The 14065-nt window shown below is 58.3% G+C and carries 12 protein-coding genes; all 12 read right to left on the bottom strand.

Annotated features, from left to right (window positions below):
* Positions 1–21 precede the first annotated feature (21 nt).
* The 12 genes from clpB to AACP62_RS00835 all read right to left on the bottom strand — a co-directional run bounded on the left by clpB (position 22) and on the right by AACP62_RS00835 (position 14031).
* Positions 22–2805, bottom strand: a complete 2784-nt coding sequence (gene clpB / locus AACP62_RS00890) for an ATP-dependent chaperone ClpB (protein WP_339345733.1) — start codon at positions 2803–2805, stop codon at positions 22–24.
* Positions 2806–2965: 160 nt separating this feature from the next.
* Positions 2966–3781, bottom strand: a complete 816-nt coding sequence (locus AACP62_RS00885) for a fumarylacetoacetate hydrolase family protein (RefSeq protein ID WP_339345731.1) — start codon at positions 3779–3781, stop codon at positions 2966–2968.
* A gap of 66 nt (positions 3782–3847) precedes the next feature.
* On the bottom strand, positions 3848–4666 hold the full coding sequence (locus AACP62_RS00880; RefSeq protein WP_339345729.1) for a YggS family pyridoxal phosphate-dependent enzyme: 819 nt from the start codon (positions 4664–4666) through the stop codon (positions 3848–3850).
* Positions 4667–4797: 131 nt separating this feature from the next.
* Positions 4798–5841 (bottom strand): tRNA glutamyl-Q(34) synthetase GluQRS, encoded by a 1044-nt coding sequence (gluQRS, locus tag AACP62_RS00875; RefSeq protein ID WP_339345728.1) that lies wholly within the window; start codon positions 5839–5841, stop codon positions 4798–4800.
* 90 nt (positions 5842–5931) lie between these two features.
* Positions 5932–7278 carry a metal-dependent hydrolase family protein gene (locus AACP62_RS00870; RefSeq protein ID WP_029678222.1) on the bottom strand — a complete coding sequence of 449 codons (1347 nt, stop codon included), beginning with the start codon at positions 7276–7278 and terminating at the stop codon, positions 5932–5934.
* A gap of 178 nt (positions 7279–7456) precedes the next feature.
* Positions 7457–8191 (bottom strand): MIP/aquaporin family protein, encoded by a 735-nt coding sequence (locus AACP62_RS00865; RefSeq protein ID WP_339345725.1) that lies wholly within the window; start codon positions 8189–8191, stop codon positions 7457–7459.
* A gap of 341 nt (positions 8192–8532) precedes the next feature.
* The gene (locus AACP62_RS00860) at positions 8533–9351 is read right to left on the bottom strand and encodes an energy-coupling factor ABC transporter ATP-binding protein (RefSeq protein ID WP_339345723.1); all 819 of its coding nucleotides are present in this window, start codon (positions 9349–9351) and stop codon (positions 8533–8535) included.
* A 2-nt stretch (positions 9352–9353) separates the two neighbouring features.
* The gene (locus tag AACP62_RS00855) at positions 9354–10199 is read right to left on the bottom strand and encodes an energy-coupling factor ABC transporter ATP-binding protein (RefSeq protein WP_339345721.1); all 846 of its coding nucleotides are present in this window, start codon (positions 10197–10199) and stop codon (positions 9354–9356) included.
* Entirely contained in the window at positions 10196–10936 is a 741-nt protein-coding gene (locus AACP62_RS00850) for an energy-coupling factor transporter transmembrane component T (RefSeq protein WP_339345719.1), read from the bottom strand. The genes AACP62_RS00855 and AACP62_RS00850 overlap by 4 nt, the downstream gene beginning before the upstream one ends.
* The gene (locus tag AACP62_RS00845) at positions 10933–11538 is read right to left on the bottom strand and encodes a histidine kinase (protein WP_029678228.1); all 606 of its coding nucleotides are present in this window, start codon (positions 11536–11538) and stop codon (positions 10933–10935) included. The genes AACP62_RS00850 and AACP62_RS00845 overlap by 4 nt, the downstream gene beginning before the upstream one ends.
* Before the next feature lie 123 nt (positions 11539–11661).
* Positions 11662–13068: an MFS transporter gene (locus AACP62_RS00840; RefSeq protein ID WP_029678229.1), complete on the bottom strand. Its 1407-nt coding sequence runs from the start codon at positions 13066–13068 to the stop codon at positions 11662–11664.
* 18 nt (positions 13069–13086) lie between these two features.
* Positions 13087–14031: a nucleoside hydrolase gene (locus AACP62_RS00835; protein WP_029678230.1), complete on the bottom strand. Its 945-nt coding sequence runs from the start codon at positions 14029–14031 to the stop codon at positions 13087–13089.
* Positions 14032–14065: the final 34 nt, after the last annotated feature.

Raw genomic sequence — 14065 nt, 5'->3', positions numbered from 1 at the left:
GGATGTCGAACCCAATTGACCTCAGTGAGACTGGGTCTGACCTTGATCGTCGCCACGTGCGGCATGACGGCCACGACCTCCATCGCGTCCGGCATCACCGGCATCAGCATCAGCGTCGCCATCAGCCGTCACATCGTCGACCGTGACCGAGTCATCGACCAGGTTTTCAGTGGGCCAGGCGGTCAGCTCCAGGTGGTCGCCGCCGGTCTGATCCACCAGGACCGTGTCGCCGTCGTGGACCTTGCCAGCCAGCAGCATCCTGGCAAGCTGATCGCCCACCTCGGTCTGGACCAGTCGACGCAGCGGACGAGCGCCGAAAGCCGGATCATAGCCCATGTTGGCCAGCCACTCCCGAGCGGAGTCGGTGACATCCAGAGTGATGCGCCGATCGGTCAGCCGCTGGGCCACCTGCTTGACCTGGATGTCCACAATGGAACCCAGCTCGTCGCGGGTCAACGGATGGAAGATGACCAGATCGTCCAAGCGGTTGATGAACTCGGGCTTGAAATTGGCGTGCACAGCATCCATGACGGCCTTGCGCTTGCCTTCCTCGTCCAGGTCGTCCCGGACCAGGAACTGCGAGCCCAGGTTGGAGGTCATAATCAGGATGGTGTTCTTGAAGTCCACCGTTCTGCCCTGGCCATCGGTCAACCTGCCGTCATCCAGGACCTGCAGGAGCAGGTCGAAGACCTCAGGGTTGGCCTTCTCCACCTCATCGAAGAGGACCACCGAGTAGGGCCGCCTACGCACGGCCTCGGTCAGCTGGCCGCCCTCCTCATAGCCCACATAGCCGGGGGCAGCGCCAATCAGCCGGGAGACCGAGGCCTTCTCCATGTACTCTGACATGTCGATGCGGACCATGGCCTTCTCGTCGTCAAAGAGGAAGTCTGCCAAAGCCTTGGCCAGCTCCGTCTTACCTACGCCCGTGGGGCCCAGGAACATGAAGGATCCTGTGGGCCTATCGGGGTCGGCGATGCCGGCACGCGAGCGCCGGACTGCGTCGGAGACTGCATGGATGGCCTCCTGCTGGCCAACCACCCGCTTGCCCAGGTAGTCCTCCATATGCAGGAGCTTCTCGTTCTCGCCCTCCATGAGCCGTCCCACAGGAATACCGGTCCAGTCAGAGACGATTTCGGCCACGGAATCTGCATCCACGTGGTCAGGAACCATGGGCTCCTGGGCCGGCCCCCCGGCGATGTCAGCCCCATCGGGACCAGCGTCATTAGAGGCGTTCTTGGCCTGCTCGGCCGCGTTCTCCGCCTGGGCCAGCTGCTTGCGAATGCCAGGGATCTCACCATAGAGAATGCGGGAGGCTTTCTCCAGGTCCCCTTCACGGGTGGCCTTGTCGGCTTCGACCCGCTTGGCATCCAACTGGGCACGCAGGTCGCCAACCTTGTTGTGGCCAGCCTTCTCGTTCTCCCAACGGGCCTTGAGACCACCCAGCTTCTCGCGGGAGTCCGCCAGCTCGGCCTGCAGCTTGCTCAGACGATCCTTGGAGGCGGGGTCATCAGCCTTCTTCAGCTGCATCTCCTCCATCTCCAGACGGGTGACGCGACGCTGAAGCTCGTCGATCTCCTCAGGCTGGGAGTCCAGCTCCATCCGAAGGTGGGCAGCAGCCTCGTCAACCAGGTCGATGGCCTTGTCAGGGAGCTGACGACCAGAGATGTACCGGTTGGATAGCGTGGCCGCAGCCACCAGGGCGTCATCACCGATGGTCACCTTGTGGTGGGCCTCGTAACGCTGCTTGAGACCACGCAGGATGGCCACGGTGTCCTCCACGGAGGGCTCACCCACGAAGACCTGCTGGAAGCGGCGCTCCAGAGCCGGATCCTTCTCGATGTTCTCCCGATATTCGTCCAAGGTGGTGGCGCCGATCAGGCGCAGTTCACCCCTGGCCAACATGGGCTTGAGCATGTTGCCCGCATCCATGGATCCCTCGGCGGCACCAGCACCGACGATGGTGTGAATCTCGTCGATGAAGGTGATGACCTGGCCGTTGGCGCTCTTGATCTCGTTGAGGACGGCCTTGAGTCGTTCCTCAAATTCGCCGCGGTACTTGCTGCCAGCCACCATGGAGCTCAGATCCAGTGAGATCAGCCTCTTGCCCTGCAGGGTGGTAGGTACGTCGCCAGCCACGATGCGCTCGGCCAGCCCCTCGACCACAGCTGTCTTGCCCACGCCGGGCTCGCCGATGAGAACAGGGTTGTTCTTGGTGCGCCGCGACAGGATCTGCATGACACGACGGATTTCCTGGTCCCTGCCGATGACCGGGTCCAGCTTGCCCTCCTTGGCCTGGGCGGTCAGATCGGTGGAGTACTTCTCCAGGGCCTTGTAGGTACCTTCGGCATCCGGGCTGGTCACCTTGGCGCCGCCGCGCACCTGGGGCACAGCCTTGCGCAGGGTATCGGCCTGCAGACCATTCCGATTCAGAATATCGGCGGCCTGCGAGGGACCCTGGGCGATGGCGATGAGCAGGTGCTCGGTGGAGACGTACTCGTCCCCCATGGCCTGCATTTCCTTCTCAGCCTGGGCCAGGGCCATGCTGAGCTGACGGCTGGCATCGGGCTGTGAGGCCGTGGATCCGCTGGCCGACGGCAGAGCCACCAGGGCCTGACGGACCTCGGCGCCGACTCTTTGGCTGTCACCACCTGCGGCCTGGATCAGTCCAGGAACCACGCCGGACTGCTGACGCAGCAAGGAGTCCAACAGATGGAGCACATCCACCTGGGGGTTGCCGGCCGCCGAGGCCGACTGGATAGCATCGCCTATGGCCTGCTGAGCCATGGTGGTGAAGTTTTCGTTCATAGAGCATCCTCCAACATTCTTCGGCGGGGCCAGCAGAATCACTCAACCAGACCCCGTCACGGGTTCATCTGTCTTCTACAACAGCGAAAGGAGGACACCTATTCCCAAACTTGAGCCTAAACGACTCAAGTTTTTATATCGTTTGTTTTCCTGCTATTTGCTACTCGTCAATGACCACATTGCGCAGGTAGCCGATTCCCTCCACCTGGACAGTGGCCTCGTCACGGTTTTTCAAGGAACCCGTGGCGTTAGGGGTACCGGTCATGATGACATCGCCGGGCAGCAGTGTGGCGAAACTGGAGATGAAGGCGATCTGCTCAGGAATGGAGTGAATCAGGTTGGCAGTGGTGCCGCTTGCCTCAGGCACCTCTTCCCCGTTGAGCCTGAAGGAGATCTTCGCATCCCGATAGTCCAGGTCGGTCTCGATCCAAGGCCCGAGGGGACAGGCGGTGTCAAAGCCCTTGCAGCGGGTCCACATTGGGTCGTTCTTCTGCAGATCGCGCAGGGTCACATCGTTGACGCAGGTGTAGCCCAGCACATAGTCCATGGCCTCGTTGACGCTCACCTTCCGCGCCATCCTGCCCATGACAACGGCAACCTCGGGCTCGTAGTTCATGTCCTTGCTGTAGGAAGGCTTGACGATGGGGTCGTCAGGGCCGATGACCGAGGTGGAGGGCTTCATGAAGAGCATGAGCTTCTCCGGAGGCTCCGGGTCCGAGGACTGGCCATGCTCGGCCATGTAGGCGGCGTGAGCTCGATAGTTCTTGGCCGCCCCGTAGATCTTGGAGGGGATGACCGGAGCCAGCAGCCGCACATCCTCGTCGTCCAGGGGGTAACGCTTGCCGGTGGGCTCGACCTGCTGACCGGTCAGGGGGTAGCCGCTCAGCTCGACCAGGTAATCCTTGCCGTCCTGCTTATCAGTTTGGACGAAGGCATATCGTGGGGTGTCCTTGTAGGAAAAACGCGCGATTCTCATAGGGCACAGTCTAGCCCCAGGCCGGGCCGCTTGATAGGTTCGGGTTCCGAAACAGGCAGTGGCTGGTCAGATAAAAGCCCGCGGGCCGAAGATGGCTGTGCCTACACGAACCTCGGTCGACCCCTCAGCCACTGCATACTCCATGTCTCCGGTCATTCCCATGGACAGCATGGTGCAGGTGTCGGTGCCCGGCTCCCCAGAATCCCTGATGCGGTCGCGCAGACCGCGCAAATGGGCGAATCCGCTCCTGATGATGGCCTCATCGTCCACATGTGCACCGACGGTCATCAAACCCTTAAGCTGAATCCCCTCCATAGCTGCCAGTTCATAGGCCAGATCCAGGGCCTGGTCGGGGGCACATCCCGACTTGGCCTGCTCGCCGGACTCGTTGACCTCCAGGAGTATGCCCACAGTCCTGCCTGCAGCCAGTGCCCGCGTGGCCAGCTTCCGAGCCAGCGAGGGCCCGTCGACCGACTCGACCGTGTCGACATATGGCAGGATCTTATTGATCTTGTTGGATTGGAGCTGCCCGATAAGGTGGAAGCCCAGGCTGGCGCTTGATGAATCACTGTCTACAACGTCGGTGCCGAGAGCCAGTCCCCTGTCCCGACAGAGCTCCAGCAATCCCTGGGCCTTGGCGGTGACCTCCTGAGGACGGTTCTCGCCGATCCGACGCACCCCGGCATCAATGGCTGCCATAATCTCGCCCACATCGCGGGTCTTGGTGGCCGCCAGCAGGGTTACCGAGCCTTCTTTTCGACCAGCGGAGTCTTCCGCTTTGGCGATCCTGTCGGCCACACGCTTGACCCCATCCGCAATCTGCACGGCCCGTTCCCTGCTAATCTGCCGATTGCCCAGATCCTTGTGGTCCATATAGGCGACCATGACCCGCTACCTCCTTAAAATCCGGAAGCCTTGACTGAGGCCATGGTAGCCAGTGGCTCATACCTGCAAGCCTACAAGCCCGGGAGAAAGCCGACGTCGGAAACGAGCGACAAAATTCAGTATCGAAGAACCTACAGACTCGGCTTTGCTTCAGAAACGTTCAGCTCGCTCAGGTTTAGCTGCCGGTCCTTGCGGTCAGCGGTCAGAGTGTTCCACGTGAAACCATCCAGCAGTTCCCGAGCACTGGCAGGTCTGGGACGGTCCAAGATTCCCAGAAGCCAGCCACAGACCCCCAACACCTGCCTGGACGACCAGCCGTCTCTTCTCAGTAATCCCAGGTCCGGCGATCCGAAACGCTTGGACATCCTCCTGCCGTCCACACCATCAATCAGAGGCAGATGCGCATATTGAACGCGAGGAGCCTGCGGCTGAAGATGATTCCGGATCCACATCTGAATGGCCGTTGATCTCAGCAGGTCCCTTCCCCGCACGATCTGGTTGACACCCATGGCCAGGTCATCCACCGTCACCGCCAACTGGTAGGAAACCAAACCATCCGAACGTTTGACGACCACATCGCCGACCTGCCTGGCCAAGTTGAAGGACTGCGGGCCAAAAATCAGATCGTCGAAGCGACAGATGGCATCCGGTTTGTCGGGCTGATCAGGGACTGCGATTCGCAGACTGTGCCGCTGCCCTCGAGCCATCCTTTCACTGACCACCTCAGGGGAAAGTCCTCGGCAGGTGCCGGGATAGACGATGAACCCGTCGCCTTCATTCGGCGCCGATGCCGCGCGGATGTCAGCACGGGAACAGAAGCAGGGATAAATCAGCGGCTGCCCGCCGACCAATTGCTGCGATTCCAGCAGCTTCAATGCCTGCCTGTAGGCATCGGCACGCTGGGACTGGTAGACCACCTCGCCATCCCAATCCAATCCCAGCCAGGCCAGGTCATCCATGATCCAATGATCAGCGTCCTTGACCACCCGTGGCGTATCTATGTCTTCGATGCGAAGCCGCAGAACCCCGCCAGGCCCTTGTGACCTGACACCCAGCCAGGCCGCCAGACATGCATAGATATTGCCCAGATGCATTCGCCCGGTTGGCGAAGGTGCCAACCTTCCTACGACCTTGGCCTGGCCGACCTGGTCCACTATCGGTTCTCCCTTGTGCATACCGACATGCTTGCATGCCACCCGGTCATCGAGGAACCATCAGGCAGTCAAACTACTACATGCCCTTGAATGGTCACGCAAGGTAAATGGTCAGAAGCTGTCGAGCAAGCGATCGATCTCCTCGAAGTGCTTGACCTCAGGGCGCCAGACCGGCTTGCCACGAACAATGACCAACTTGGGGTCAGCCAGGGTCCGCACATTCTTGGCAGGGTCCTCGTCAAGGACGATCAGATCCGCATCCTTGCCCGTGTCGACCGAACCAGTGACATTGTCGAAGCCCAGGTTTCGGGCATTGACCTGGGTGGCGGCGTGGAAGGCCTGAGCCGGGGTGAAGTCAGCGTACCGCACCAGATAGTCGAGTTCTCGCCAAGTGCCGTACTGGGGCACAAAGGTCATGCCGGTGTCGGTCCCAACGCCGACGGCAATGCCGTTCTCATGAGCCTGCTTGGCGCTCTTGACCATGCCATCGACGACCAGCTCGGAGTTGCCACGAACTATATCGCTGATCCCCAGCTCCTGCTGGCTGATCTTGACCAGCGGCAGCCCGGCGGACAGGGTGGGATCCAGGGCAGAGAAACCACGAAGCGAGCGCGGATTGTCAAGGAAGAGTCCGATCATCTCGTCGTCAAGGGCGCTGCCATGCTCGATGGTGTCCACGCCTGCCTTGAGAGCGGCCTTGACACCCTCGGGACTCTGAGCGTGTGCTGCGACGAGCACACCAAACTCATGGGCCTCATCGCAGACTGCGGCCATTTCCTCCTCGGTCATCTGCGGGCTGCCGGCCTCGCCAAGCTTGGTGGCATCGGTGACGCCGCCGGTCGCAGCCACCTTGATGGCATTGACACCATGATCCAGGTTCTCCCTGGTTCGACGCCTGGCCTCTTCTGGAGAGGAGCAGGAGAGGGCGATGAAAGGATCGCCATGCCCTCCTGGAATCGCCAAGAGTGGGCCGGCAGCCAGCATGCGCGGACCGGTCAGTTCATCGGCATCAATCTTGTCGCGCAGACGAACCGCCTCATAGCCCACATCGCCCAGGGTACGAATGGTCGTGACGCCCGAGTTCAACAGTGTAGAAACGTTGCCTTTGATCCTGGCGTCCATGAGGACTCTGCCGGCAGGGCTGTGCACCACCTTCAAGCCGGCATTGACCACACGCGGCGAGAGTTCCGTACCACCAGACAATGGCTTGCCATCGGCAAAGAGATGGGTATGGGCATTGATGAGTCCAGGTGCTACGAACTTGCCCGTAGCGTTGATCCGGTGATATCCGGAAGGCACGTAGGCCAGCGGGGTCGGGCAGACCTGTTCTATCCGGCCGTCCGCGGACACCAGAACAGACATATCCTTCTGGACCGTGCCTTGTTCATCACCGGTCGCGATACTGGCATGCTCGAGCACAAACGGCTCGCGCTCTTTCCTGCCTTGAAGACGCCCCATGGTCGTACCTGCCTTCCCATCTCCGATGCACTCATTGCGAGGAATCGGGCATATATGGTCAATAATATCCATGGCAGGACGAACCATTCAAGCTTGACTACCCACAAGCTTGGCAACGCAATAAATAAGGTCTTGAGCCTCCAAAATGGAGCCTGGGGCCTTGTCACCAAGCTGCTGATCAGGCAGCGAAAAGAACTTTGAAAATCGCGGCTCCGACGATGGCACCGGCGATGGGTGCCACCACTGGAATCCAAGCCTCGCCCCAGCGTGAGTCCCCCTTATTGGGCACGGGCAGAATCCAGTGCAGGAAGCGCGGCACCAGGTCTCGTGCAGGGTTCAGACCAGGGCCAGTGGGACCGCCCAGAGAGGTGACCAGCCCCCAGACGATCAAGCCGACAACGATGGAGGCGGCGGCCAACCCCTTAGACCCCCATGGGCCCTGCAAACAGCAGAGGGCTCCCAGGACCAGCACCAGCGTGCCAAAGAACTCATTGATAAAATAGTTGACCATCGAGCCCGAGGCATCAGTTGTACAGAAGGTGCCCAGAATCGGCGCTGGCTCCTTGGTCATGCGGTAGTGCGGGAAGTAGCAGACATAGACAACCAGCTGACCCAGGGCTGCTCCGACCAGCTGCGCCAGAATATAAGGCAGAACCTGACTCCAGGGGAAGATGCCGATGACGGCCTGTCCCAGAGTCATGGCCGGGTTGATGTGGGCTCCGGATACCCCGCCGAACATGAGCACGGGAAACATGACTCCGAAGCCATATCCCATGGCAATGGTGAGCCAGCCGGAATGGTGGCCCTTGGTGCCCTCCAGGTCCACGTCGGCGACCGCGCCGTTGCCGAAAATCATCAATATGGCGGTGCCGACACATTCAGCGGCCAGCTTGGTCATGAGCGAATATTCCATTCGATCCTTCACCCCTCTCACGATGCCGCCTGGGGACCGATGCACGGGCATCATTCAATGAAAACAGGTGATGGCACTAGACCGAGAAGCGCTCATGATCTCCATTGATTCAAGTAATTCTTTGAAATCCGATATCGCGCCAGCCCCAACCGCGTGTCACCATCAACACGACTGCACTTCAACCGGCATAAATATTCTATGCCAACTACCACTGATTGTGACGCATTGAGAATCGCATGGAGTGCACTACCTCTAGGGAAAACGAGCAGAGCCCCCCAACTCAATCAGGCACACAGACTTCATAAACCGCTGGAGCCTTATCCAGGGGGGGGGGGGCAGTGTCACTGATTTGTCAGTAATGATGTCTGGGGCAGGGCCGCCATGAAATCCTCAGAGGTGAGCACGTCGTGGAAGCCCCAGGCCTGGGCCAACTGCGCCAGATAGGGACGGGCCAGATGAGCCTGTTCGAGCAAATCATCATCCCTGAAGATCCGAGCGATGGGCCCATCCATGAGAATCTGTCTGTCGGCCATGACAATGCCCCGCTGGAAATGACGAGTGACGAACTCCATGTCATGACTGATGGTGATGACCGTCTTACCCATTGCCGTCACCTGCTGGATTATCCCTGCCAGCAGGTCCGTAGCGGCCCTGTCCTGACCGGCGGTAGGCTCGTCCAGAATCAGCACCTGAGGGTCCATAACCAAAGCCGAGGCTATGGTGACGAACTTGCGCTGCGAGAAGGGAAGGTCATAGGGATGGGAATCCAGGCTGTCACCCAAACCGCAGACTTCAGCGGCCCAGGCGACCCGCCCCCCGATACGGTCCCGGGCAACATGCTTTTTCACCAGCCCATAGGCTATTTCCCGGCGGATGCTGTCCTGGAAGATCTGATCATCCGGATTCTGAAAGACATAGCCGACCTTGGCTGCCACATGAGCGGCATCCTCTTGATCAGTTGCAGTCCCGTCCACCGTGACACGACCATGAGTGGGCTTGAGCAGTCCGTTCATGAGCTTGACCATGGTGGTCTTTCCGGCCCCGTTGCGGCCGATGATGGCAACAGCTTCCCCAAGCTCGCAGGACAGGCTGACCTCCCGCAGAGCCTGATATCCGTTTGGATAGGTATATCCGACCTTGTCCAACTCAAGATAGGCCATCTTCAGGCCCCTTTCCGTCCGTAACGTTTTATGGCATCCTCGACCGAGAGCGGCACGGGATCATTCAACCCCAGCTTCTGGTTGCGTTCCAGGAAGAAGCGGGTGACCTCGGGCAACTGACCGCCGTGATCCAAGACCTGCGGATCGGTGAGCACACGACGCGCTGGCCCACTCATGGCAACCCGGCCATCTTCCATGAGGATGACCAGGTCACTGTAACGGGCCACCAGATCGATCTTGTGCTCAACCAGGATGACGGTCTTGCCCTGGCGCTTGAGCAGAGCGATGATGTTGAATACATCCTCGGTGCTCTGCGGATCCAGCTGAGAGGTGGGTTCATCCAAAACGACAATGGGTGGGTCCGTCACCAGCACCGCGGCAATGGCCACTCGCTGCCGTTGCCCCCCGGAAAGTTCCAGAGGATTGGCATCAGCGATGTCGTCCAGGTGAAGCAGATCAATCATGGCATCCACACGCGCGGCTATCGCCTCCCTCTCTATGCCAAGGTTCTCCAGCGCATAGGCGATCTCCTCACGCACGTTGTCCTTGACACCGGACATCTGCGTAAAAGGATTCTGAAAGGAGTAGCCGATGGTTTCAGTCAGTTCCGCGTCGTCATATTGCTCCACAGGCCGCCCGGCCAGCTGAACCAGACCCGTCGGCTCTCCCCGGTAAAAGCGCGGTATGAAGCCGCGAATCAGATTGCAGATAGTGGTCTTCCCCGACCCATTGGCACCCAGAAGCGCACAGACCTGCCCCTGCTCCACCTGGAAGGAGACATCATGCACGGCATCCTCATGGCCCAGAGGATAACGGTATCCCACATGTTCCAGACTGATGACACTCATTTCCAGACCCTCCAGACGATGAACAGAATCAACAGCAGCAAGCAGATCACCTGAATCACCCGATCGATCGTGTGCTTGTCAAGGCGATAAAGGGAGGTCTTGGGTACAGGCGCCAGAAAGGCCCGTGACTGCAATGCCAGAGCGTGTTCCTCGGTCTGCTGAATTAGGGAGAAAATCAATGGTCCCAACATGGGCACGAAGGACTTCACCCGTGCCCAGGCGTTGCCCTCGGTCTCGATGCCGCGGGATTTCTGCGCATCCATAATGGTCCTGGAACGATTGATCACCTGAGGAACCATGCCAATGGTCGACATGATCACAAAGGTAACCTTCTTGGGAAAATGCGCTTGTTCCATGGCGTAGACCATGTCCTTGGGCGTGGTCACCTGGAAGTACCACATGATGGCCGAAGCGCTGGATACGATTCTGGAAGTGATTCCCAGGCTCTTGTCCAGACCGGTAGGAGACAAGGCAATGAACGCCCAGATATGCGCGCTGTCTGGATAGCGGACAATGAAGACCTGCACCAGGAAGATCACCAGGACGACCGTGCCGACGGACGAGAGAAAGGCCTTGAAGAACCTCATGCCGTTACCGGCCATGATTGCCAGCAACAGGAAGACCGGGAACATGGCATATTGCAGAATGTACCCAGGGGTGAAGATACCGACAAGGATGGCAAGCAGCACCATGGCTGCCTTGGAGGACGGATACAGTCGATCTATGAAACCAATCATGATGCCGTGGCGACCTTCCTGACATAAGGGGATCCGTAATTGAACTTGATCAGGAACCTGTCGGGCAACTTGCGCAGGATCACCCAGCTGACCGAAACATCGATGGCTGTAGAGGCCACTGCGGTGAAGATGCTGGTCGAAAAAACCGACTTGATCAGGCTGGTCCCCGTCACCAGCAAGGCTGCTGTCAGCAGATCACTACCGGCGCCAGTAACTCCGCCAAAAACAGCTATGGTGACCGGCGCCTTGACCACGGCCGCCGCAATGCTGATCACAAAGCAGGCGGCTACTGCGCCGATGATGTTCGTATACCACCGCCAGCGGGAGAGCAGCCCGGCAACAAACCCTGTAGTCATGGCGACCAAAGCATAGGGGAAGGCCACAGGATTGAGCATGCCGTTGATTACATTGCCCATGAGTCCCGTCACCAAGCCCACCCAGGGCCCGCCGAGCATTGACACAAAGAGGGTGCCTATCTGATCGATGAAGATAGGGAATTTCAGAATCGAGGACAGCTGATAACCCACCACGTTGACCGAAACGCCTACTGGTATGAGCAGGAGGGCCAGCAGCGAGAAGTCATATCGCAAACCACGTTTCATCATGGTTCCTTCCCGCGCCAAGAGATACACTCCCAGCGCTACGGGTCCATGCCAGGTTCCCCACCAGTCCAAAGGACAGCAGGGAACCAGTCATGAAATGCCGATGAATTCGCAATATTCTCGTCAGGCCTGCTGCTTGTCCTCTTTCACGTTCTTGAAGACGAAGTAGTAGGACACCATGCCTATGACAATGACCACCGCAAAGATGAAGCAGACATTGGAATAGATGAATGACTGATCTGTGTGGCCCATGGCAGGAATGATCTTCTTGGCCAGACCAGAGCCGGACATGAGCACGCCTGCAACGGCTATCATGGCCGTGTTGATCAATCGGTTGAGCAGATTGTTGACAGCCATGCACCGACCTACAACATCATTGGGCAGAGAATTCGGCAGAATCGAATTATATGCCGGGTAGATAACCGTATAGCCAACCCCGAACAGGGCAAGGGCTATCCACATGAAGATGATGTTTCCGCCCAGGCAGAATCCGAACATCAACTGCGAGAGCAGGATGATCAGGCATCCCAACTGGAAGCCTTTCTTCGAGCCAATCTTATTGGTGATGAATCCTGATGACATGCCGGAGAGAAATGCACAGATATTAGCAGGCAAGTACATCATGCCGACGGTCGCGCTACTCACATCGTAATTGGCCTTGATGAGGAAGGGGAAGACGAAGAAGAACGACATCTGTACCCCGTAGACAATGGCACCGACCAGCGAACCCGACACCAACTTGGGTACCTTGAACAGGGTGATATCGATGATGGGGTTCTTGACCATCTTGGAGCAGATCACATAGATCACGACGGATACAAGCGCCAAGCCCCACCACATAATCGTGTTCTTGTTGATGGCCATAAGAATCAGCGCGAAAGCAATCGAAAAGATCACGATGGAAACCACATTCATACGCTCGGCAGGCTGCTTGCCGGTCTCCTTGGCCTTGTCGGGAAGATATTTGCGAACAGCAGGCAGGGCGATGAGCACTATAACAGGCACGATCATGGTCATCTGCCATGACAGGTACTTGCTGACGAATCCGCCGAACACGGCACCCAAGGCAGCTGACAGCTGATACATGGCTGTATTGAAACCAAGGTACTTGGCCTGTTTATCGGCAGACAGATACTTGCGCACGAAGACCACGAAACATCCTGGAATAACAGCAGCGCCGGCTACCTGCACCGATCTGGCGGCGATAATCAGCCAGAAAGAGAACTGGAAGGCAACCATCAGGATGGAGCCAATTCCGAACATAGCCGTTCCGACAGTGAATAGCTTTCGCGGCGATACATCGTCTGACAGCGTGGAATAGATGGCGCCACCCACACCGAATACCAGGGATGCAATGGTCGTCAGCCAGCCCACCTGAGCCGGAGAAAGGGCGAAAGTCCCGGCAATGTCGGGCGAAACGATGCCGAACATCTTATCGCTGAAAACCTGCATGAAGCAGATGAAGATCATGAAAGGCATAGCCTTGAGGATCAACGACTCCTCAAGCTCGTCGGTAGATTTCTCGTTCATTGCTCTCGATTGCCTTTCCTAGCGAAGTACCGCGTCCATATGGGCGTAGAAGTCTTTCATGAACCGCTCGCCGTCTACGCTCAGCGCCACCTTGGTGGTAGGCTCTTCGGCCACCTTGTCGAGGTTCTCCACGGTATCGCCATCGGCTTCCCCAGAAGTGACGACGGTGATGTTCATCGGGATGGTAGTGACCAGATCGGGATGCATGGCTACACCAACAGCCAGAGGATCGTGCAAAGCGCAGCCGGCCAGATAGGGGTGGTGAACCCGGTAGGCCTCAAGATAGAACCCCACGGCCTTGCTGAGAATCTTGGCGCTTTCACTGTCATAGCCCTGCCAGACCTTCAACTCTTTTTCAGTCAGCAGAGTCTTCCTGGTGACGTCCAAGCCAACCATGGTGATGGGCACTCCAGATTCGAAGCAGATCTTGGCCGCTTCTGGATCTACCATCACATTCGCCTCGGAATAAAGATTGCAGTTCCCTGGGGTTATAGCCGCACCAGCCATACTGACCATGCTGAAGCCAGGAAGTGGACCGTCAGGGAATCGCAGCAACACCTTGGCCATGTCGGTCATAGGCCCAGTGGTGATGATCTGCAGATCTTCCCCGTAACGTTTGATGCTGTCAACGATAAAGTCGACCGACTCCTCTGGAGTGGCATCGCCACTGATATCAGGAAGATCTTGATTGCCCAGTCCATCCATGCCATGAAAAGTGCCCGAATATTCGCGATCACGCTGCAACGGCTTTTCAGATCCCATGTAAACCGGAATCTGGTCGCCCTTGCCAAGACTGTTCACAATGTGCTTGGTGTTGGAGTAGGTCTTGGGGACGGTAGCCATGCCGTAGGAGGCACAGATCCCGATCAGGTCAAGATCCTCGTGAGACAGGGCATAGCAAAGTGCGAGGGCATCGTCCACGCCCGTGTCAACGCATAGAATTGATTTCTTCCGGCTCTCCATTGATTTCCTCGTTTCCGTTCCTCTCGGAACTCCG

The sequence above is a fragment of the Bifidobacterium apis genome, from assembly GCF_036986835.1.
Lineage (GTDB): Bacteria > Actinomycetota > Actinomycetes > Actinomycetales > Bifidobacteriaceae > Bombiscardovia > Bombiscardovia apis_A.
The sequence above is the reverse complement of the archived record's forward strand: the minus strand, read 5'-3'. Positions and strand labels throughout refer to the sequence as shown.

Bases quoted from the DNA above. Each gene is read 5' to 3' on its own strand.
- clpB (WP_339345733.1), bottom strand. From the start codon at position 2,805: ATGAACGAAAACTTCACCACCATGGCTCAGCAGGCCATAGGCGATGCT.
- AACP62_RS00885 (WP_339345731.1), bottom strand. From the start codon at position 3,781: ATGAGAATCGCGCGTTTTTCCTACAAGGACACCCCACGATATGCCTTC.
- AACP62_RS00880 (WP_339345729.1), bottom strand. From the start codon at position 4,666: ATGGTCGCCTATATGGACCACAAGGATCTGGGCAATCGGCAGATTAGC.
- gluQRS (WP_339345728.1), bottom strand. From the start codon at position 5,841: ATGCACAAGGGAGAACCGATAGTGGACCAGGTCGGCCAGGCCAAGGTC.
- AACP62_RS00870 (WP_029678222.1), bottom strand. From the start codon at position 7,278: ATGGGGCGTCTTCAAGGCAGGAAAGAGCGCGAGCCGTTTGTGCTCGAG.
- AACP62_RS00865 (WP_339345725.1), bottom strand. From the start codon at position 8,191: ATGGAATATTCGCTCATGACCAAGCTGGCCGCTGAATGTGTCGGCACC.
- AACP62_RS00860 (WP_339345723.1), bottom strand. From the start codon at position 9,351: ATGGCCTATCTTGAGTTGGACAAGGTCGGATATACCTATCCAAACGGA.
- AACP62_RS00855 (WP_339345721.1), bottom strand. From the start codon at position 10,199: ATGAGTGTCATCAGTCTGGAACATGTGGGATACCGTTATCCTCTGGGC.
- AACP62_RS00850 (WP_339345719.1), bottom strand. From the start codon at position 10,936: ATGATTGGTTTCATAGATCGACTGTATCCGTCCTCCAAGGCAGCCATG.
- AACP62_RS00845 (WP_029678228.1), bottom strand. From the start codon at position 11,538: ATGAAACGTGGTTTGCGATATGACTTCTCGCTGCTGGCCCTCCTGCTC.
- AACP62_RS00840 (WP_029678229.1), bottom strand. From the start codon at position 13,068: ATGAACGAGAAATCTACCGACGAGCTTGAGGAGTCGTTGATCCTCAAG.
- AACP62_RS00835 (WP_029678230.1), bottom strand. From the start codon at position 14,031: ATGGAGAGCCGGAAGAAATCAATTCTATGCGTTGACACGGGCGTGGAC.